A 20,390-nucleotide genomic window follows, 5' to 3' on the forward strand; every position below is an offset into this window, starting at 1 on the left:
GAAGGTGAACCATGAAAATCATTGTTCAAAAATTTGGAGGTTCGTCACTGAAGGATGAGGCTGGAAGAAAAAAAGCGGCTGAACATATCTTACATGCTGTCTCGCAACAATATAAAGTTGTTGTTGTCGTATCTGCAATGGGCAGAAAGGGAGATCCTTATGCAACGGACACACTGCTCGGATTAATTGCACATAAAGAAAAATCACTTCCAAAACGGGAGATCGATTTGCTTATGTCTTGCGGAGAAAACATTTCATCTGTTGTGATGGCCCATTTGCTGGACATTGAAGGATTAAAAACAACGGTATTAACAGGTGCGCAAGCGGGAATTCGAACAGACAATGAGCATGGAAATGCGAGAATTACCGAAATGAAACCAAGCCGCTTAATCAAGGAACTTAAAGAAAATGATGCCATTATTGTTCCGGGTTTCCAAGGCATTTCGGAATTGAACGAAATAACGACACTCGGAAGAGGAGGAAGCGATACAACTGCTGCCGCTCTCGGTGTCGCACTAAATGCGGAATATATTGATATTTTTACAGATGTTGAAGGCATGATGACTGCTGATCCAAATATGGTGGAAAATGCAAGGCCACTGCCGGTTGTTACCTACACAGAGGTTTGTAATATGGCATATCAAGGAGCGAAAGTCATTCATCCGCGCGCGGTAGAAATCGCGATGCAGGGCAAGATACCTATTCGAATACGTTCCACCTATTCATTAACGGAAGGGACGCTCGTAACTGGGAATGAAAAAGATGTAGCCGGAAAAAAAGTTAAGGATTGTGAAATTACAGGCATTGCCTATGTGAACCATGTCACCCAAATAAAAATTACTGAAAAAAAAGGGAATCATCTTTTACCGTCCAAAGTATTTAAAGCAATGGCCGAAAAGGAAATAAGTGTTGATTTTATCAATATGAGTCCAAACAGTGTTACTTATACAGTTATGAACGACGTGGCGGAAATAGCGGTTCAAGAAATTAAAAAGCTTGGATATGAACCGCAAGTTGAAAGGGATTGTGCTAAAGTGTCTGCGGTTGGCGCCGGTATGACAGGCGTTCCAGGTGTAACCGCTAAGATTGTAACAGCACTTGCCGCGAAAGACATACAAATTTTACAATCCGCAGACTCACACACAACAATTTGGGTATTAGTAAAACATAAAGATTTAAAAAACGCTGTCAATGCTTTGCACAGCACGTTTCAACTCGAAAAATATGAAAATTAGCATGTGTATGAACAAGGAGATGGAGCCTCATGGATTTTGGTCAATTGTTAACAGCAATGGTTACCCCATTTAACGAAAAAGATGAAATCGATCTCGAAAGCACAACGCGCCTCGTACATTTCCTTATAGAAAATGGAACGGATGGCCTCGTTGTTTCTGGAACAACAGGAGAGTCGCCGACGCTCACAACGGAAGAAAAGTTGGCATTGATTGAACATGTTGTAAAAGAAGCAAAAGGCAAAGCGACGGTTATTGCGGGCACTGGAAGCAACAACACAGCATCGTCTATTGAACTTACAAAAGAAGCTGAACAGCTTGGCGTAGACGGCATCATGCTCGTTGCGCCATATTACAATAGGCCGGATCAGCAAGGTTTATATGAGCACTTTAAGAAGATTGCACAAGCAACTTCACTGCCTGTCATGATCTACAACATACCTAGCCGTTCATCTGTTAACATTCAAGCAGAAACGATGATTAAGCTTTCACACATCGATAACATTGTCTCCGCTAAAGAAGCAAGTGGTGATTTAGATCAAATGAGCTCAATCATTGAAAATACAAGTGATGATTTTAAATTATATAGTGGGGATGACAGCCTTACGTTGCCAATTTTATCAATCGGTGGCTGTGGTGTCGTATCCGTCGCATCGCATATTATTGGAAATGAAATGCAGGAAATGATCAATGCATTCAACAAGGGGGAAATGAGAAAAGCAGCTTCCATTCACCGCTCCATCCTCCCAGTGATTAAAGCGCTATTCGGCCACCCAAGCCCAACCCCAGTAAAGGCAGCACTCGCATTGCAAGGAATCGAAACAGGTCCTGTGAGGCTCCCATTAGTATCATTAACAGATGAACAAAAAGCATCGTTAAATGAAGTAATACAAAATTTCAAACAACGAATGATTCGCTGACTTTCTTAACGGAAACGTCAGCTTTTTTAATTATGAGGATAATACAGTTGTTTTTTAATTTAACATTAAGCTATAATAACAGTAACTCTTCGGTACGGTTGTCCATTTATAAACATTGCAGCTTGAAAAGTGAATATAGGAGGATTATTTTGGTAAATCAACGAACAGGAAAAGTAAAAGTTTTTGCCTTGGGCGGTGTAGGTGAAGTAGGCAAAAACATGTACATCGTAGAGGATAATAACAAGATTTTTATTTTGGATGCGGGATTAATGCTTCCAGAAGATGAGATGCTCGGTGTGGATTCAGTTATTCCAGATATCACCTATTTAACTGAAAATCGTGATCGGGTTAAAGCCATTTTTTTGTCCCACGGACATGTTGACCATATTGGAGCTCTCGCGTATGTATTGAAAAGAATCAACGTTCCAGTCTATGGAACAAAATTAACACTCGGGCTTGCTTCTGAAGCGTTGAAGAAAAACCGGGCGAACATCAAACAAGATTTTAGAATCATAGATTCCAATTCAGTGATTGACATCGGCGGAACGGCAATTTCCTTTTTTAAAGTCAATCATAGTATACCGGATTCGATTGGATTAGCGATTCATACTTCACAGGGGCCGATCGTTTATACAGGCGATTTTAAATTCGATCAGACACCGGTAAATAATGAGTACACAGAAGTTGGCAAGATCGCAGCCTTAGGCGAACAGGGCGTGCTATGCCTGTTATCTGATAGTATGAATGCAGAAAATCCCGGAGTGACGCCATCAGAAGCAACGGTCGGGCAGAATATTTATGAAGTCATATCAAATGCAAAGGGCAGAGTCATTACAGCCACTTTTGCCATGAATATCCATCGAATCCAACAAGTGTTTGACGCTGCTCAAAAATGCAACCGGAAAGTGGCAATATCTGGCAATCCGTTACTAAAAAATGTTGAAATCGCGAACAAACTTGGCCATCTGCAAATGGCTGAAGGTATCTTGATTCAACTTGATGAAACAAAACGGTATCCAGATGATGAACTTTTAATACTCACTACTGGAAATCAAGGCGAACCTCTCGGAGCCCTAAACCGGATGGCGACAAAAACGCATAAACAAGTGAAAATATCCGAGGGCGATACAGTTATCATCGCAGCAACCTTAACATTGGGAAACGAAAAAGCGCTTTCAAAAACCGTTGACGCTATTTATCGTGCCGGGGGGCATGTTGTTTCAGGCCAATCCGGTGTTCATGTTTCTGGACATGCAAGCCAAGAAGAGTTGAAATTAATGCTAAATTTACTCAAGCCTACTTATTTTATTCCAATCCATGGAGAATATCGTATGCAAAAAGTACACAGTGATCTTGCCGAAGAGTGTGGTTTAAGCAAGGAAAACATTTTTATCGTTGAAAAAGGCGATGTCATTGAATTTTCGAATGGCTATGCAAAAAAAGGCGGAAAAGTTCCTTCAGGCCAAATATTAATCGACGGATTAGGAATTGGCGATGTAGGGAATATTGTTTTACGCGACAGAAAATTACTATCCCAAGATGGGATTCTTATTGTCGTCGTTACATTAGACCGCAAAAACCATCAAATTGTATCCGGCCCGGAAATTATTTCAAGGGGCTTTGTTTATGTTCGAGAATCTGAACAATTGCTTCAAGAAGCGAACCAAAACGTTACAAAAGTTTTAAACAACTGTATTGACCAAAAAATAAACGAATGGACGTTTTTGAAATCTGTCATCCGCGATTCTTTAAGCTCGCTGCTATTTGAAAAAACAAAAAGACGTCCAATGATTATGCCAATCATTATGGAAGTGTAATATCAGATGTCAGAGGTCGGAAGCCAGAGGCCAGAGTGCAAAACTTGTCGTTTTTACGGCAAGTTTTTTTGTTTTTTGGGAACGATAAGAACACCACAGAGCGAAGAAAGGAGTGGAATTGAATGAATAAAGCGGATAAAGGAAGGTATAGAACCGGACTGGCTTTTTCAATTATTTTTTGGATACTTATCATAGCTGCAGTTATTGGGATTCTTATAAGTGTTTTGTAATAGACAAAATGAAGGAAGGTGGGATTTTTGGTGAAACAAGGGAATGACACAGGCTACGAGCATTTTCCGAACCAAGATAATACAGAAACGAATAAAGAAAATAAAGATTCAACCGTTACCAATATTCAACAGCTTGGCCAAACGAACGTTCCTCAATTGGAACAATCCAATATCCATTGCTTAACAATTGTCGGTCAAATTGAAGGCCATATTCAACTGCCGCCTCAAAACAAAACGACGAAATATGAACATGTCATACCGCAAATCGTGGCAATCGAACAAAACCCGAAAATAGAGGGGCTGCTAATTATATTGAACACAGTTGGAGGAGACGTTGAAGCTGGGTTGGCGATTGCGGAGATGGTCGCTTCACTGTCGAAGCCTACCGTTTCTCTCGTGCTGGGAGGAGGCCATTCAATTGGCGTTCCGATTGCGGTTGCATCCGATTATTCTTTTATTGCAGAAACCGCAACCATGACGATTCATCCGATTCGATTGACCGGGTTAGTGATTGGTGTTCCGCAAACGTTTGAGTATCTTGAAAAAATGCAGGAGCGTGTGATCAAATTTGTAACTTCCCACTCGAAGATTACTGAAGAAAAATTCAGAGACTTGATGCTTTCGAAAGGGAATCTTACGAGAGACATTGGAACAAATGTCGTTGGTGAAGATGCTGTTAGCTTTGGTCTGATTGATGAGGTTGGCGGGGTTGGTGCTGCGATGGAAAAGTTAAATGATTTCATCGGACGTTCAAAAGAAAAAGAGGATCTTTTACAATGATTCATTATACGATTATGCCGTATGAAGCCGTTTTTTCTACCCAAGAGGAGAAATCGAATGAACGAATCGTCCAGTTAAATAACGTGCAGCTCGTTGTGCAGCCAAAAGACGATAAATGGGAAATTATCCGTTTAATTAGCACCGATCCAAATGATTACTTAAACACTAGCTATCAGCCAGGCCAAATGATTTCTTTTAAGCCCTCTTTCAGTAGTTGAATAATTCCAATTATGCTATAATATAGCAAGGAAAAACGTCAAGATAAGCAGCCATTTAGGGCTGCTTTTTGTTAATAGTGCGTATTCAAAAAGGAGGACAACGAGAGGTAAGAAGATCGAGGAAGAGCAAGCTGACGAAGAGATTCGTAGCCTATTAAGGAAGTTCGACTAAAAGCATCACGTCCTGTGATAACGTCGAACTGACTTACCTCCTGTAAGCCTCCGGACTTTTTGAACCACCTCTAATAACAATGATTTTGGCTCCCCCGTCCACATACAAATGAGTCAATAAGCCTTGGGAGATGAGCGAATGGCTAAAAAGAAACGCAGAAAGAAAGAAAAGTGGCAGCAGCAATTTACATATGAAATTATCGGTCTTTTACTCCTTGCTTCAGTGGTCATCGGTTTGGCTGAGCTTGGCCGTGTAGGAGGATGGATTCAATATCTAGCCCGGTTTGTGGCGGGTGAATGGTACTCGATTTTTCTTTTAGGATTTATTATTGTCTCGTTTTATCTCATTGTGAAACGATCCTTGCCCTCCTTTTGGTCACGCAGGCTGGCAGGCGTTTATATTGTCTTTCTTTCTCTATTAATGTTGACACATGTTAAGTTGTTTAAGTTGATTTCCAAAGAAGGAATGGAAGATGGATCGGTCATCAATCATACCGTTAAAAGATTGCTGAGCGGGGATCCCTCTGTAGAAACAGGCGGGGGGATGGTTGGCGCACTAAGCTTCGCCTTTTTTTACCAGCTTTTCGATGAAGGGGGTACGGTGTTTATCTCCTTTATTCTGCTAATCATCGCGATTTTACTTATTACAGGAAAGTCACCTTTAAGGTTTTTCATACATGTAATAAATAAGATGGCTGGTTTTCTGCTAAATTCAGTTAAAGAAATGGCGAATGATTTTAAACAATGGAGGCAATCATTAGTTGAAAAAAAGGTAAAGAAAAAACAAAGAGAAAAAGCATCCAAAGAAAAACGCCGGAAAGAACCGCTTACCGAACAATCAGATGTACAAGAAATTGAATTGGATAGCGAGCCAATCATCGAGGATTTCGCTGAAAGTATTGAACAGCTGTCTTTTAAAGAAGTAAAGCAGGAAAACAAAAGCAAAGCTGTAACAAAAGATGAAAATCTTGAAGAGCCACTTAATGAACCATTTTCAATCAATGAAGTTGAAAATGAAACGTATGAACTCCCGCCGCTGAGCTTGTTGAATATGCCTAATAAAACGAACCAAAATCGGGATAGAAGCCATATTTCTCGGAATGTAAAAAAACTTGAACAAACATTTGAGAGCTTTGGTGTAAAAGCAAAAGTATTAAAAGTTCATTTAGGCCCCGCAGTAACGAAATATGAAGTACATCCTGCCGTTGGGGTTAAGGTAAGTAAAATTGTCAATTTAAGCGATGACTTGGCCTTAGCGCTTGCAGCGAAAGATATACGGATTGAAGCGCCGATTCCAGGAAAATCAGCGGTTGGAATTGAAGTCCCAAACAAAGAAGTTTCGCTCGTATCATTGCGCGAAGTGATCGAGTCATCAAATTACCAACAACATAAATCAAAACTGTCAATCGCGCTTGGCAGGGATATTTCGGGTGAACCGTTAGTTGCCGATTTAGTCCGGATGCCGCACTTGCTTGTCGCAGGAGCAACGGGAAGCGGAAAAAGTGTATGCATTAATGGCATTATTACTAGTTTGTTGATGAAGGCAAAGCCCCATGAAGTCAAATTGATGATGATTGATCCGAAAATGGTTGAATTAAATGTTTATAATGGGGTACCTCATTTATTAACGCCTGTTGTTACTGATCCGAAAAAAGCATCTCAAGCTTTAAAAAAGGTCGTCGATGAAATGGAAAGAAGGTATGAGCTCTTTTCCCATACGGGCACAAGAAATATAGAAGGCTATAATGAATGGATACGGCGCCACAATCAGGAAGGGGACAGCCAGCCGTTTCTTCCGTACATCGTCGTCATTGTCGACGAGCTTGCCGATTTAATGATGGTTGCTTCAAGAGATGTCGAAGAAGCCATTACGAGGCTTGCCCAAATGGCGAGAGCCGCGGGCATTCATTTGATTATAGCGACACAACGCCCTTCTGTTGATGTCATAACAGGTGTGATCAAAGCGAATATACCGTCCCGGATTGCTTTTAGCGTATCTTCTCAAGTTGATTCAAGGACCATTCTTGACATCGGGGGGGCTGAGAAGCTTCTTGGACAAGGGGATATGCTGTTCTTGCCTGTTGGGGCATCGAAGCCAGTACGAATCCAAGGTGCCTTTCTATCAGATGAAGAAGTTGAAAAAATCGTTAACTTTTCGATCTCTCAACAAAAAGCGAATTATGTTGAAGAAATGATTTCAGAGGAATCTGAGCCCGAACATGAGGAAGTGGAAGATGAGCTTTATGATGATGCCGTCCAATTAATCATTGAAAGGCAGTCGGCTTCCGTATCAATGCTCCAACGAAAATTCCGTATTGGGTATACACGAGCGGCACGGTTAATCGATGAAATGGAAGCCCGTGGAATCGTTGGGCCGTACGAAGGCAGCAAGCCGCGGACTGTCCTTGTTTCGAAGCAGGAAGAAGCATCAGGTTAAAATAGGCTTGTGAGAAGATGGATAGACTAAATATGAGTGCATATAGAAAGGAGAAGTGCCCATGGCGCTAGTTGATGAACGTACATCTGATAAACATCAGTACCGCTTGCATACAATCAAGACGAATAAATTTAAAACCATTTCAATCATCCTTCAAATGAAAAAACAGTTGACAGGAGAGGACCTAACAAAGAGAGCGCTCTTGCCATATGTTCTCCAAAGTGCGACGGAAAACTTGACTTCATCCAAAGAAATAAGAGCTCGCCTTGAGGAACTATATGGGGCCACATTAACGTGTGATTTATCAAAAAAAGGTGAAAATCATATCATCACCTTTCGATTAGATATTGCACATCAACGTTATTTGTTCAAGGAAACCGGAATTTTTGAAGAGGCAGCCCGGCTTTTATCAGATATTTTATTCCATCCTAAGGATGGCAAAAATAAAACATTTGATGAAAAGATTGTCCAAAAAGAAAAACGGTCACTAAAACAAAAAATCGAGGCGCTTTATGATGATAAAATGCGCTATGCCAATATGCGATTAATCCAGGAAATGTTTGAAAATGAACCTTACAGCCAACACGTGTACGGAAGTCTGGAAAAAGTCGATGCGATTAATGGGGGTAACCTTTTTAAGTATTATGAGCAAGCTCTTCGCGAAGACGACATCGATCTTTATGTTGTTGGCGACATTGATCCAGAACAAGTTGAACAGGCAGCCGATCGTTTTTTCACTTTTCCATCCGATAGAAAAAATGTAAAGCGAGCTTCGTCTGTACAGCATAAAAAGCCTCAACACGTAAAGGAGAAAATCGAAGAGCAAGAAATCAATCAAGGTAAGCTTAATATTGGCTTTCGGACAAATATTACGTTTTCAAATGAGGACTATTCTGCTCTGCAAGTGTTTAACGGAATTTTTGGCGGGTTTTCCCATTCGAAATTATTTATCAATGTAAGGGAAAAAGAAAGCCTCGCTTACTATGCATCATCGGCAATTGAAAGCCATATTGGCATGATGATTGTTATGTCCGGCATTGATTCGAATAACTACGAAAAAACGGTTAGCATTATAAAAGAACAGCTGGATAAAATGAAAAACGGTGATTTTAGTGAATTGGAATTCGACCAAACAAAAATTATGCTAAAGAACTCCATTTTGGAAACATTGGACGATCCGAGGGGAATCGTTGAACTGCTATACCATCAAGTCATCGCCAACGTTACGTTTACGATTGATGAATGGCTGCAAGCGATTGACCGTGTCACTCGCGATGAAGTCACCAGGGTCGCGAATAAAATTGAAATGGATACGATTTATTTTTTAAAAGGAGAGGGGGCGTAAACCGTGAAGCAAATTACTTTTAATCATGTCGGAGAAACAGTTTACGAACAGAAACTGCCCAATGGCCTGCATGTCGTCATTTTGCCTAAGCAAGGATTTAACAAAACATATGCTACTTTTACAACGAAATATGGTTCAATCGATAACCAGTTTACGCCAAAAGGCAAAAAAGAAAAGGTTCGGGTGCCTGACGGCATTGCCCATTTTCTCGAACATAAACTTTTTGAAAAAGAAGACGGCGACGTTTTTCATGATTTCAGCAAACAAGGAGCATCAGCGAATGCATTTACTTCCTTTACACGTACAGCCTATTTATTTTCAACGACACAAGATGTGAAGAAAAATCTAATTACATTGCTGGATTTTGTTCAGAGCCCTTACTTTACCGAACAAACAGTAGAAAAAGAAAAAGGGATTATCGGCCAAGAAATCCGCATGTACGATGATAACCCAGACTGGCGTGCCTATTACGGCGTCATCGAAAATATGTATCATAACCATCCGGTGAAAATTGACATTGCGGGAACGGTTGAATCGATTTCGCATATTACAAAGGACTTGCTTTATGAGTGCTATGAGACGTTTTATCATCCAAGCAACATGCTGCTGTTTATTATTGGACCGGTCAATCCTAATGAAATTATGGCATTGATTGAAGAAAATCAAGCAAACAAGACGTTCAAGCAAGAGACGGAATTAAAGCGTTTTTTCGATGAAGAGCCAAAGCACGTTGCCGAAAAAGAAAAAATAATCCCGATGCATATTAATACGCCAAAATGCATTGTCGGCTTTAAAGAGCAGCAAGTTGGAAGGCAAGGTAATGAGCTTTTAAAGCATGAACTTGCGATGAATGTTTTAATGGATCTAATGTTCGGCCAAAGCTCAAACAACTATGAAACGCTGTATGATGAGGGGCTCATTGATCAAAGCTTTTTTTACGATTATTCAGAGGAAGAAAGCTTTGGATTCTCGGTCATCGGCAGCAACACTGACAAACCGAAAGAATTGGCTCATAAACTGTTTGACATGGTGAACCAATTCCGTACCCATCCACTGAACGAAGAAGATTTTTTACGCATAAAGAAAAAGAAAATTGGGTCAATCTTGCGTTCGTTTAACTCGCTCGAATATATCGCGAATGAGTATACAAGATACCAATTTAACGGCATGAATTTGTTCGATACGACAAAAGTTCTTGAAAGCCTCACAATGGAGGATATAGAAGAAGTACTTCAGCAGCATTTTGTTGAGGATGCATTTACCGTTTGCCAAATCGTTCCGAAAACTTAAAGGCAGCCATTGTAGAAATTGTAAAACACCCTAGGGGCGAGGTTCTTTATGCAACATCGCCCCGACGAGTATTGATTCATAAAATATGATCCTGCGCAAACGGGGGAACAAACGTGAAATACGCATTATTAACAGGAGCCAGCGGCGGCATCGGCAAAGCTGCCGCATACCGGCTTGCTGAACGAGGGTATGGGCTATATTTACACTATCATAAGAATCAAGATGAAATTGAAGCGCTTAAAACACAGCTAAAACAGTTTGATCTCCCGATCCATTTGCTAAGGGCTGATTTATCAAAGAAAGAAGCTGTAAAAGAGATGCTGCCGGAGATCGTCCATGAGATCGATACTGTCATCCATAATAGCGGAAATAGCTTTTTCGGTTTAATGACGGATATGGAAGACAATGAAGTATTCGAAATGGTCCAGCTGCAAATCACGTCGCCATTTTTACTAACGAAATACCTATTGCCGAGCATGATAAGAAAAAAAAGCGGTAATATAATCGTCATTTCTTCGATATGGGGGATCACAGGCGCTTCTTGTGAAGTGTTGTACTCTATGGTAAAAGGTGGGCTTAACACGTTTGTAAAAGCCTTGGCTAAGGAAGTTGCGCCGAGTGGGATTCGAGTGAATGGGATTGCGCCAGGTGCAATCGCAACAAACATGCTTAGTCATTTGTCAAAAGCGGAAATAAGTGAACTTGAAGAGGCCATTCCAATGGGGAGACTGGGAGAACCTTCTGAAGTCGCTCATTTAGTTGACTTTTTGCTATCTAAACGATCTGCCTACATTAACGGCCAAATCATATCTATAAATGGCGCATGGTATTAAGAATAACGCGATCGCGTTCTTTCTTAGGAGGTCAGAAGTCGGAGGCCGGATTGGTTTAAATTCGCGAAAAAGCAAATTTATAATTTCTGCTTATCTTTTGAAAAATTAACGAAAAGGCTCGGCATTTGCCGAGTTTTCATTTATTATTAAATTTAAGTGTGTTATTGTTAACGCATCAATGTGATTTTATAGAGTGGCAGGTGTTATCAATGTCTGAATTGGGAGAACAGCTTAAGCAAGCTCGAATCAACAAGAAAATGTCACTTGAAGAAGTGCAGGAACTGACGAAGATTCAAAAACGCTATTTGGAATCGATTGAGGAAGGAGAGTTTGATAAACTTCCCGGTTCATTCTACACAAAAGCATTCGTGAAAAGTTATGCTGAAGCGGTTGGCTTAAACTATGATGTCTTATTAGAAGAATATGGCCATGAACTTCCAAAACTTCCTCAAACCGTTGAATCGTTTCCGCCTAGAAGATCGAGAGCTTCTATACCTTCTCCACCCAGCGGTAAATTTTTGTCTGCTTTGTCCGGCATCTTAATTTTTTTAATCATAATCGGCATCTTTGCCGTGATTTGGATGGTAAGCATTAATAAAAATAACGATGCAGGAAAAGATAACATTCGGGAAGATGAACAAGGTGTTGAAGTCAAGCAAAATGAAAATGCACTAACTGAACGAGAAACCGAGAAATCCGTTGATGAGAAATCCGTTGATAAGGAAAGCAATGAGAATAAACAAGATGACGACGGGGAAGAAACACATGCACCATCGGGCGATGGAAAAATTGAACTCGCCAGCACGAGCGGTGATACTTCGAATTTCATTTTGTCAGAAACGGATCAATTTCATGTTGCCTTTTCGTTTACAGGGGACTCATGGTTGAAAATCCAGGATGGAAGCGGAAAAACAGTTATAAATCAAGGGTTTTCGAATGGCCAGGAAAAAACATTTGATTTCAGTAAGGTGTCCGATGTCCGAATTCGGATTGGCAATACTTCAAATATGAAGATGGAAGTGAATGGGGAACAAATTGAGCTGCCTTCCGGCATCGCGGCTCAAACTGTGAAAATTCACTTGCAAAAATAAGCTAACGATTAAGGTCGTCTGTTGATGGTGAAGATGGCCTTTTTTCACCTGAATTCGATTTAACTTTCATAGGGAAATAACGTTTTAACGATTATGGGGGTAATGGTTTTGAATTTGCCAAATAAAATTACATTATCAAGGGTAATCCTCATCCCAATCTTTATGATTTTTATGCTTGCCCCGCTTCCAATAGGAGAATGGACGCTTTTTAAGCAAACAATACCTATCAGCCATTTGATTGGCGCCCTTATTTTTATTTTTGCTTCAGCAACTGATTGGGTTGATGGGTATTTAGCTAGAAAATATAATCTTGTAACAAACCTGGGGAAATTTCTTGATCCGCTAGCAGACAAACTATTGGTAACAGCCGCCCTTGTATCCTTAGTGCAGCTGCAATTTGCTCCTGCCTGGATTGTCATCATTATTTTAAGCAGAGAATTTGCTGTGACCGGCATTCGTTTGATCGCTGCGGGGGAAGGAAAAGTTATCGCTGCAAGCAATATTGCGAAATGGAAAACAACTTTTCAAATTATTGCCATTGCTGCATTGCTCTTATACAACATTCCTTTCTCAGCCGTTTCGTTCCCTTTTGGCGAGCTCATGTTATGGGCGGCATTCATTTTAACCATTTTATCTGGCATTGATTATTTTTGGAAAAACAGAGAAATTATTTTAAGTTCTAAGTAAACAAGGAGGTTCCGCTATTGGAGGTAAACGCCGAAATTATTTCTGTTGGTTCAGAATTGTTATTAGGGCAAATCTGTAATACGAATGCCCAATTTCTTTCAAAAGAGCTTGCGATACTGGGAATAAATGTTTATTATCATACAGGAGTTGGCGATAACCCGGAACGATTAAAGAAAATAATTATCCAAGCCCAAGAACGTTCAGATTTGATTATACTTACCGGAGGACTGGGGCCTACAAAAGACGATCTAACAAAGGACGTACTTGCTGAATTGCTCAACACAAAACTTGTTTATAACCAGGAAGCTATGAATCGCATCGAAGCGTATTTCAAAACTGTAAACCGTGCCATGACAGAAAACAACCGCAAGCAGGCGCTTGTCATAAAAGATTCTTATGTGCTTGAAAATAAAACAGGAATGGCCCCAGGAATGGCCTATTCGCATGAAGGCAAAATATATATTCTTCTTCCAGGCCCGCCAAAAGAACTTCAACCTATGTTTTTGGATGAGGTCCGCCCATTTTTGCACGAGCAAGGCATCATTTCGAATTTTATTTTATCAAGAGTTCTCAGGTTTTATGGTATCGGTGAAGCGCAGCTTGAAGCAGATATCGAGGATTTAATTGTCAGCCAAACGAACCCAAGCATTGCACCACTGGCGGGGGACGGGGAAGTAACGTTAAGGCTTACTGCCAAAAGCAAGACAGAACAAGAATCCGAAAAACTGCTTGATGAAATGGAAAAAACCATTTTGGATCGTGTAGGAAGATATTTCTACGGTTATGATAATACATCTTTACCGATTGAAGTTTCCAAGCTTCTATCGAAGAAGAACCTCCGGATCGCCTGCGCTGAAAGTTTAACGGGCGGCTTGTTTGCCCAATTGCTAACGCAAGTTTCGGGCGCCGGCATGATTTTTAACGGCGGAATTGTCAGCTATACAAATGAAGTGAAGAACAAAGTATTAAACGTTTCCCAAAAAATCCTTGATGAAGAAGGGGCGGTCAGTTCGGAATGCGCTAAAGCAATGGCGGAGAATGTCAGAAAGATTCTCAATGCCGATATCGGGATAAGCTTTACCGGTGTTGCCGGACCAACAAAAAGTGAAGGAAAAGAAGTCGGTACTGTTTTTATTGGGATTGCATTTAAAAATAAAGAGACAATCATTTATCCACTTGATTTAATTGGCAGCAGGGATGCAATTCGAAGCAGAAGCGCATATAACGGATTTTATTATTTGTTGAAGCATTTAAGGAAAGGTGAATAAGATTGAAGACATTTCAAGAATTAGGACTATCTAGACCAATACAGCAAGCGTTGGATGAATTAGGTTTTTCAGAGCCTACTCCCATTCAGCAAAAATCAATTCCGGTATTAAAAGATGGACATGATGTGATCGGCCAAGCGCAAACTGGAACAGGAAAAACGGCTGCTTTCGGCATACCTGTAGCGGAGAACATGACACCAATAAAGCGCCCGCAATCCATTATTTTGACGCCGACCCGTGAACTTGCGATCCAAGTGGCGAATGAACTAAAAAAAATTACGAAATATAAAAATATCAAAATCGCGGCGATTTACGGCGGACAGCCGATTTTCCCCCAAATTAATGAACTGAAGCAAGGTGCACAAGTCATTGTCGGCACACCGGGAAGAATACTTGATCATTTGCAGCGTAAAACGTTAAAAACGGAAGAAATTAAAACGGTCATCCTTGATGAAGCTGATGAAATGCTTGATATGGGCTTTATTCAAGATATAGAGGCGATTTTAAATCAAATGCCAAAAGAAAGGCAAACGATGCTTTTTTCCGCTACGTTGCAAAAGGATATTAAACAGCTTGCATATCGCTACATGCATAAGCCAGTTATCATTTCCGTTACGAAAGGAAATGAAACGGCAGCGACGATTGAACAAGTTTTTTATCGAACATTTGAGCAGCACAAGCTTGAAGCCATCTCAAGGATTATTGACAGCGAAAATATTGAGGTTGCCATTATTTTTTGCAAAACAAAAAAAGGCGTATCAACGCTTGTTGACGCTCTTAATTCAAAAGGCTACCGGGCTGAAGGGCTTCATGGGGATTTAACCCAGCCCCAACGTTTAAATGTTATGAATGGCTTTAGAAAAAAGCGAATTAATCTTCTTGTCGCAACTGATATTGCTGCGAGAGGCATTGACGTAGCCCATGTAACCCATGTGATTAATTACGATATCCCTGAAGATCCAGAACAATATGTGCATCGCATCGGAAGAACAGGAAGGGCTGGAAAGAGCGGAATGGCTTTTACTTTTGTTACTCCGCAAGATGGCAAGTTTTTGCATGCGATTGAAGAAAAAATAAACAGCAAGATTCCTGAAGCAAAACTTCCAGACGGCAATGAGTTAATCATGCGCAAATTTAACCGGCTGAAAGAGGAGATTGCCAACTCTGGCAATTCCAATCAAGAAGTTTTTCAATCGCTTTCCGAGCAACTATTGACAAGCTATTCTCCCAAGGAAGCCATTTCTTCATTATTGGCTATGTTGCTTTCTGTGAATACTTTGCAGATTCCGGAAGAATACCAATTCGGTGAAACCGGAGGAGAAAAAGGCATGGTGCGTTTTTTCTTAAATGTTGGAAGAAACGTCGATCTCCATCCAAAGAAGCTAGTTGATGAAATTTCAACCCTTGCCAGCATCTCAAAAAGAGATATTGGCCGCATCGATATTTTTGAGCGTTTTTCTTTTTTTGAAATCTCTCTTAGTGTTGCGCCGTACGTTTATGAATGTCTCAAGCAAGAGGGCTTGAATGGATCGCGCATCCATTTGGAACCGGCGAAGCCGCCTCAACGTTCACTTCAAACCGCACGTTAATTTCGTCTAAAGTAGTCGAATAAATGTTCGGGAAACTATTGGCAATCCTTTTTAAAAAGAGTATAATTAAGATAAATTGATGAATCAGCTCGGGGGTGGGCTGTTTTGTCATGAAGGAGTGAAGTGAATGAGTGAACGCAAAGCTGCTTTAGATATGGCGCTAAAGCAGATTGAAAAACAATTTGGTAAAGGCTCTATTATGAAATTAGGGGAGCAGGCTGAACAAAGAGTTTCAACGATTTCAAGCGGTTCCCTTTCATTAGATATTGCCCTTGGCGTCGGAGGCTATCCAAGAGGCAGGGTTATTGAAGTATACGGCCCTGAATCATCAGGGAAAACAACTGTTGCCCTTCATGCAATTGCAGAAGTGCAAAGCAATGGTGGACAAGCTGCGTTTATTGACGCCGAGCACGCGCTCGATCCTGTATACGCGCAAAATCTCGGTGTGAATATCGATGAATTGCTTCTTTCCCAGCCTGATACGGGGGAACAGGCGTTGGAAATTGCTGAGGCGCTCGTTCGAAGCGGCGCCATTGATATTATCGTCATCGATTCGGTTGCTGCTCTTGTCCCTAAAGCAGAGATTGAAGGAGAAATGGGCGATTCCCATGTGGGCCTTCAAGCCCGGTTAATGTCGCAGGCGCTGCGTAAACTGTCCGGAGCGATTAATAAATCGAAAACAATTGCGGTTTTCATTAACCAAATACGTGAAAAAGTAGGGGTCATGTTTGGCAATCCGGAAACAACGCCTGGAGGAAGAGCGTTAAAATTCTACTCATCTGTCCGACTCGAAGTAAGGCGAGCTGAGACGTTAAAACAAGGCAACGAAATGGTAGGAAACCGCACAAGAATTAAAGTGGTAAAAAATAAAGTAGCCCCTCCTTTCAAACAAGCTGAAGTGGATATCATGTACGGCGAAGGGATTTCGAAAGAAGGAGAAATCATCGACATTGGCTCTGAGCTGGACATCGTACAAAAAAGCGGTGCCTGGTATTCTTATGGAGGCGAAAGGCTTGGACAAGGCAGGGAGAATGCCAAACTATTTTTGAAAGAAAATCCTTCAATCAAAAATGACATTGAATCCCGTATCCGTGAACATTATGCTTTAGACACGACAGAGAGCCCGACAGATGCTTCCGAAGAACAGGAAATACAAGAATCATTGCTAACAGAGTAAACAGGCGCCTTGCAGCGCCTGTTTTTCTGTGAAAACAACGCAGCCTAAATTTAGCCTCTGATCTCTAACTTCCGTTTCGTTATCTTGACAAGCTATTTTTACATCTATAAAATAAAATTATGTATATTTGCTTGATTTCTAACGAAATTCAAACATATACGATTCATTGTGCTGTGCGACATTTTTAAATTATGAAATAATTGCAGGTTCAAAAGGAACGGCGCTGTCAAACTAATTTGCTATGAACATTGCATGAATGCTGAACTTTTTGAACGACCTTTAACCAACAAGTAGATAGCAAGGGAGGTGAACGTATGGATTTAATCGTTCTCATCTCCACTATGCTTATCTCTGCATGTGTCGGAGCAGTTGTTGGATATCTTGGACGCAAATCGATTGCTGAAGCGAAAATTTCCAGTGCAGAGCATGCAGCACAGCAAATTATTGAAGATGGAAAGCGTGAAGCAGAAGCTTCTAAAAAAGAAGCGCTACTCGAAGCGAAGGATGAAACCCATAAACTTCGTATGGATGCTGAACGCGAAATTCGCGAACGCAGAAATGAACTACAAAAGCAAGAGAATCGTTTGGTTCAGAAAGAAGAGATTCTGGACAGGAAGGGTGAATCTTTAGATAAAAAAGAGGAATCTTTGGATAAACGCGAGGAATCTCTCACCAAAAAACAACGACAAATTGAAGAGATTGAAAGCAAAGTGGAGGAATTGCTGCAACAGCAACAAGCCGAACTTGAACGAATTTCTGGATTGAGCCGTGAAGATGCGAAACAATTAATTATAAGTGATATCGAAAAGGAAATGGCTCATGAAACAACTGTCATGATGAAAGAAATGGAAACTCGTGCCAAGGAAGAGGCTGAAAAGAAAGCAAAAAATATTCTCTCGCTTGCAATTCAGCGTTGTGCGGCTGATCATGTTGCAGAAACAACAGTTTCTGTTGTGAATCTCCCAAATGATGAAATGAAAGGGCGTATTATTGGCCGGGAAGGAAGAAACATTCGAACGCTCGAGACGTTGACTGGCATTGATCTAATCATCGATGATACCCCGGAAGCAGTCATTCTTTCAGGTTTTGACCCAATTCGCCGGGAAATCGCACGGATTGCGTTGGAGAACCTCGTTCAAGATGGACGGATTCATCCAGCCCGTATCGAAGAAATGGTTGAGAAATCCAGAAGAGAAGTTGACGAACATATAAGAGAGTATGGTGAGCAGGCAACCTTCGAAGTTGGTGTTCATGGACTGCATCCAGATTTAATTAAGATACTCGGAAGATTGAAGTATCGAACCAGTTATGGTCAAAATGTATTGAAGCACTCGATGGAAGTTGCATATTTGGCTGGATTAATGGCAGCGGAGCTTGGTGAAGATGTAAAGCTCGCCCGGAGAGCCGGCTTATTGCATGATATCGGAAAAGCAATTGACCATGAGGTTGAAGGAAGCCACGTAGAGATCGGTGTTGAACTTGCAACCAAATATAAAGAACACCCAGTAGTCATCAACAGTATTGCTTCCCATCATGGGGATACAGAGCCTACTTCTATTATCGCAACGCTGGTTGCGGCAGCTGATGCACTTTCTGCAGCTAGACCGGGTGCACGGCGCGAAACACTGGAGACATACATCCGTCGGCTTGAAAAGCTTGAAGAGATTTCAGAGTCCTTCGAAGGAGTCGAGAAATCATTCGCTATTCAGGCGGGTCGTGAAATTAGAATCATTGTTAGACCTGATGTTATTGATGACGTATCCTCTTATCGTTTGGCGAGAGAAATTACGAAAAAAATCGAAAAAGAACTCGACTACCCTGGTCATATTAAGGTTACAGTTATTCGAGAGACAAGGGCAGTTGAATACGCAAAATAAAGTGGTCATTGACCACTTTATTTTGCTATAAATGGTTTTTTCTACATACTATAAATTGAAAGGGAATTGCTATAATGAAGTTTTTATTTATTGGTGATGTTGTCGGCTCGCCCGGAAGAAAAATGTTAAAAGAATATTTGCCAAAGCTTCAAAAAAAATACAAACCGGCGATAACAATTATTAATGGAGAAAATGCTGCAGGAGGACGGGGCATTACAGATAAAATTTATAAAGAATTTATCCAGGCGGGTGCACATGTCGTTACGATGGGCAACCACACTTGGGATCAGAAAGAAATATTTGAGTTTATCGGGGAAGCGAAATCTTTGATCCGTCCGGCTAATTTTCCGGAAGGGACACCTGGCAATGGATCGATATTGATGAAAGTAAATCATCTTGAAATCGCAGTGATTAACTTACAAGGGAGAACTTTTTTGCCTGCCATTGATTGCCCTTTTAGGAAAGCTGATGAACTTGTTGAAAAATACAAAAAAATAACCCCATACATTTTTGTTGATTTTCATGCTGAAGCAACAAGCGAAAAAGAGGCAATGGGCTGGTATTTGGATGGAAAGGTGACAGCTGTTGTCGGGACACATACGCACGTACAAACAGCAGATAACCGTATCTTGCCGAATGGAACGGCATACGTCACAGATGTTGGAATGACAGGACCGTATGACGGCATTCTCGGTATGCAGCGAGAAGCGGTAATCAAACGATTTTTAACAAGCCTTCCTGTCCGGTTTGAAGTCATGTCAGGACGGGCGCAATTAAGTGGGATATGTATTACCGTTGATAAAAAATCGGGGCTTGCGGTGAATACAGAGAGAATCCTTATCAATGAAGACAAGCCATTTTTTGACTAGAGGTGTACATCACCCTCATGAAAGACATTCGTATATACCGGATTTCATTAAAAATAAACAAAAAGTTTTGAAAATGCAGGAATACAAGTTTAGATCGTGAATATTATAAATCGAGGCTTCCATTTATGGGGGTTGCTATCCCCCGTTTATGGCGATCGAGAAGGTGCTAATCTTTAAGGGAGGTACTAGAGATGGAAGTATTAAAAGTTTCAGCCAAATCCGTTCCCAATTCAGTAGCTGGCGCACTAGCGAATGTATTAAGAGAAAGAGGCAACGCTGAGATTCAGGCAATTGGCGCAGGTGCAATCAACCAAGCGATTAAAGCCATCGCAATCGCGAGAGGATTTGTAGCACCAAGTGGAGTAGACCTCATTTGTATTCCCGCGTTCACTGACATTTTAATTGATGGAGAAGAGAGGACAGCCATTAAACTTATCGTTGAACCGAGATAAACATTTATCTTACCTATGCATGTAATAGGTAAGATTTTTCTTTGTGAAAAGAAAACCATACGCTAGGCGTATGGTTCCGGAAAGCTTTCAGCGATGTATCAAAAAAA

17 protein-coding genes are annotated in these 20,390 nt (G+C 40.9%); all 17 read left to right on the top strand.

Going from position 1 to position 20,390, the window contains the following annotated elements; all coding sequences use genetic code 11:
* Window positions 1-11: 11 nt before the first annotated feature.
* On the top strand, window positions 12-1,235 hold the full coding sequence (dapG, locus tag DCC39_RS01295; RefSeq protein WP_116553061.1) for an aspartate kinase: 1,224 nt from the start codon (window positions 12-14) through the stop codon (window positions 1,233-1,235).
* Between the two features lie 29 nt (window positions 1,236-1,264).
* Complete coding sequence (gene dapA, locus DCC39_RS01300; protein WP_116553062.1) at window positions 1,265-2,152, top strand: 4-hydroxy-tetrahydrodipicolinate synthase; 888 nt, start codon at window positions 1,265-1,267, stop codon at window positions 2,150-2,152.
* A 149-nt stretch (window positions 2,153-2,301) separates the two neighbouring features.
* Window positions 2,302-3,969 carry a ribonuclease J gene (locus DCC39_RS01305; RefSeq protein WP_240613476.1) on the top strand — a complete coding sequence of 556 codons (1,668 nt, stop codon included), beginning with the start codon at window positions 2,302-2,304 and terminating at the stop codon, window positions 3,967-3,969.
* 260 nt (window positions 3,970-4,229) lie between these two features.
* Window positions 4,230-4,979, top strand: a complete 750-nt coding sequence (locus DCC39_RS01310; RefSeq protein WP_116553064.1) for a ClpP family protease — start codon at window positions 4,230-4,232, stop codon at window positions 4,977-4,979.
* Window positions 4,976-5,197, top strand: a complete 222-nt coding sequence (locus DCC39_RS01315) for a YlzJ-like family protein (RefSeq protein ID WP_116553065.1) — start codon at window positions 4,976-4,978, stop codon at window positions 5,195-5,197. Before DCC39_RS01310 ends, DCC39_RS01315 begins: the two co-directional genes overlap by 4 nt.
* 310 nt (window positions 5,198-5,507) lie before the next feature.
* A complete protein-coding gene (locus DCC39_RS01320) occupies window positions 5,508-7,805 on the top strand; it encodes a DNA translocase FtsK (protein WP_116553066.1) in 2,298 nt (765 codons plus the stop codon).
* A 61-nt stretch (window positions 7,806-7,866) separates the two neighbouring features.
* Window positions 7,867-9,150 carry an EF-P 5-aminopentanol modification-associated protein YfmF gene (gene yfmF / locus DCC39_RS01325; RefSeq protein WP_116553067.1) on the top strand — a complete coding sequence of 428 codons (1,284 nt, stop codon included), beginning with the start codon at window positions 7,867-7,869 and terminating at the stop codon, window positions 9,148-9,150.
* Between the two features lie 3 nt (window positions 9,151-9,153).
* Window positions 9,154-10,440 (top strand): EF-P 5-aminopentanol modification-associated protein YfmH, encoded by a 1,287-nt coding sequence (yfmH, locus tag DCC39_RS01330; protein WP_116553068.1) that lies wholly within the window; start codon window positions 9,154-9,156, stop codon window positions 10,438-10,440.
* 113 nt (window positions 10,441-10,553) lie between these two features.
* Window positions 10,554-11,273, top strand: coding sequence for an elongation factor P 5-aminopentanone reductase (gene ymfI / locus DCC39_RS01335; protein ID WP_116553069.1), 720 nt, complete (start codon window positions 10,554-10,556; stop codon window positions 11,271-11,273).
* Between the two features lie 209 nt (window positions 11,274-11,482).
* Window positions 11,483-12,364, top strand: coding sequence for a helix-turn-helix domain-containing protein (locus DCC39_RS01340; RefSeq protein WP_116553070.1), 882 nt, complete (start codon window positions 11,483-11,485; stop codon window positions 12,362-12,364).
* A gap of 108 nt (window positions 12,365-12,472) precedes the next feature.
* Entirely contained in the window at window positions 12,473-13,051 is a 579-nt protein-coding gene (gene pgsA, locus DCC39_RS01345; RefSeq protein WP_205948447.1) for a CDP-diacylglycerol--glycerol-3-phosphate 3-phosphatidyltransferase, read from the top strand.
* A 17-nt stretch (window positions 13,052-13,068) separates the two neighbouring features.
* Window positions 13,069-14,319, top strand: coding sequence for a competence/damage-inducible protein A (locus DCC39_RS01350; protein ID WP_116553072.1), 1,251 nt, complete (start codon window positions 13,069-13,071; stop codon window positions 14,317-14,319).
* A 2-nt stretch (window positions 14,320-14,321) separates the two neighbouring features.
* Window positions 14,322-15,908 (top strand): DEAD/DEAH box helicase, encoded by a 1,587-nt coding sequence (locus tag DCC39_RS01355; protein ID WP_116553073.1) that lies wholly within the window; start codon window positions 14,322-14,324, stop codon window positions 15,906-15,908.
* Between the two features lie 127 nt (window positions 15,909-16,035).
* Entirely contained in the window at window positions 16,036-17,085 is a 1,050-nt protein-coding gene (recA, locus tag DCC39_RS01360; protein ID WP_116553074.1) for a recombinase RecA, read from the top strand.
* A 314-nt stretch (window positions 17,086-17,399) separates the two neighbouring features.
* Window positions 17,400-18,962: a ribonuclease Y gene (gene rny, locus DCC39_RS01365; protein WP_116553075.1), complete on the top strand. Its 1,563-nt coding sequence runs from the start codon at window positions 17,400-17,402 to the stop codon at window positions 18,960-18,962.
* 74 nt (window positions 18,963-19,036) lie between these two features.
* Window positions 19,037-19,831 (top strand): TIGR00282 family metallophosphoesterase, encoded by a 795-nt coding sequence (locus DCC39_RS01370; RefSeq protein ID WP_116553076.1) that lies wholly within the window; start codon window positions 19,037-19,039, stop codon window positions 19,829-19,831.
* Window positions 19,832-20,022: 191 nt separating this feature from the next.
* Window positions 20,023-20,283, top strand: a complete 261-nt coding sequence (locus DCC39_RS01375) for a stage V sporulation protein S (protein ID WP_116553077.1) — start codon at window positions 20,023-20,025, stop codon at window positions 20,281-20,283.
* Window positions 20,284-20,390: the final 107 nt, after the last annotated feature.

Origin of the sequence: Pueribacillus theae (genome assembly GCF_003097615.1) — a bacterium.
Classification (GTDB): domain Bacteria; phylum Bacillota; class Bacilli; order Bacillales; family UBA6769; genus Pueribacillus; species Pueribacillus theae.

Bases quoted from the DNA above. Each gene is read 5' to 3' on its own strand.
- DCC39_RS01315 (WP_116553065.1), top strand. From the start codon at position 4,976: ATGATTCATTATACGATTATGCCGTATGAAGCCGTTTTTTCTACCCAA.
- dapA (WP_116553062.1), top strand. From the start codon at position 1,265: ATGGATTTTGGTCAATTGTTAACAGCAATGGTTACCCCATTTAACGAA.
- recA (WP_116553074.1), top strand. From the start codon at position 16,036: ATGAGTGAACGCAAAGCTGCTTTAGATATGGCGCTAAAGCAGATTGAA.
- dapG (WP_116553061.1), top strand. From the start codon at position 12: ATGAAAATCATTGTTCAAAAATTTGGAGGTTCGTCACTGAAGGATGAG.
- DCC39_RS01340 (WP_116553070.1), top strand. From the start codon at position 11,483: ATGTCTGAATTGGGAGAACAGCTTAAGCAAGCTCGAATCAACAAGAAA.
- DCC39_RS01320 (WP_116553066.1), top strand. From the start codon at position 5,508: ATGGCTAAAAAGAAACGCAGAAAGAAAGAAAAGTGGCAGCAGCAATTT.
- DCC39_RS01370 (WP_116553076.1), top strand. From the start codon at position 19,037: ATGAAGTTTTTATTTATTGGTGATGTTGTCGGCTCGCCCGGAAGAAAA.
- DCC39_RS01375 (WP_116553077.1), top strand. From the start codon at position 20,023: ATGGAAGTATTAAAAGTTTCAGCCAAATCCGTTCCCAATTCAGTAGCT.
- yfmF (WP_116553067.1), top strand. From the start codon at position 7,867: ATGGCGCTAGTTGATGAACGTACATCTGATAAACATCAGTACCGCTTG.
- rny (WP_116553075.1), top strand. From the start codon at position 17,400: ATGGATTTAATCGTTCTCATCTCCACTATGCTTATCTCTGCATGTGTC.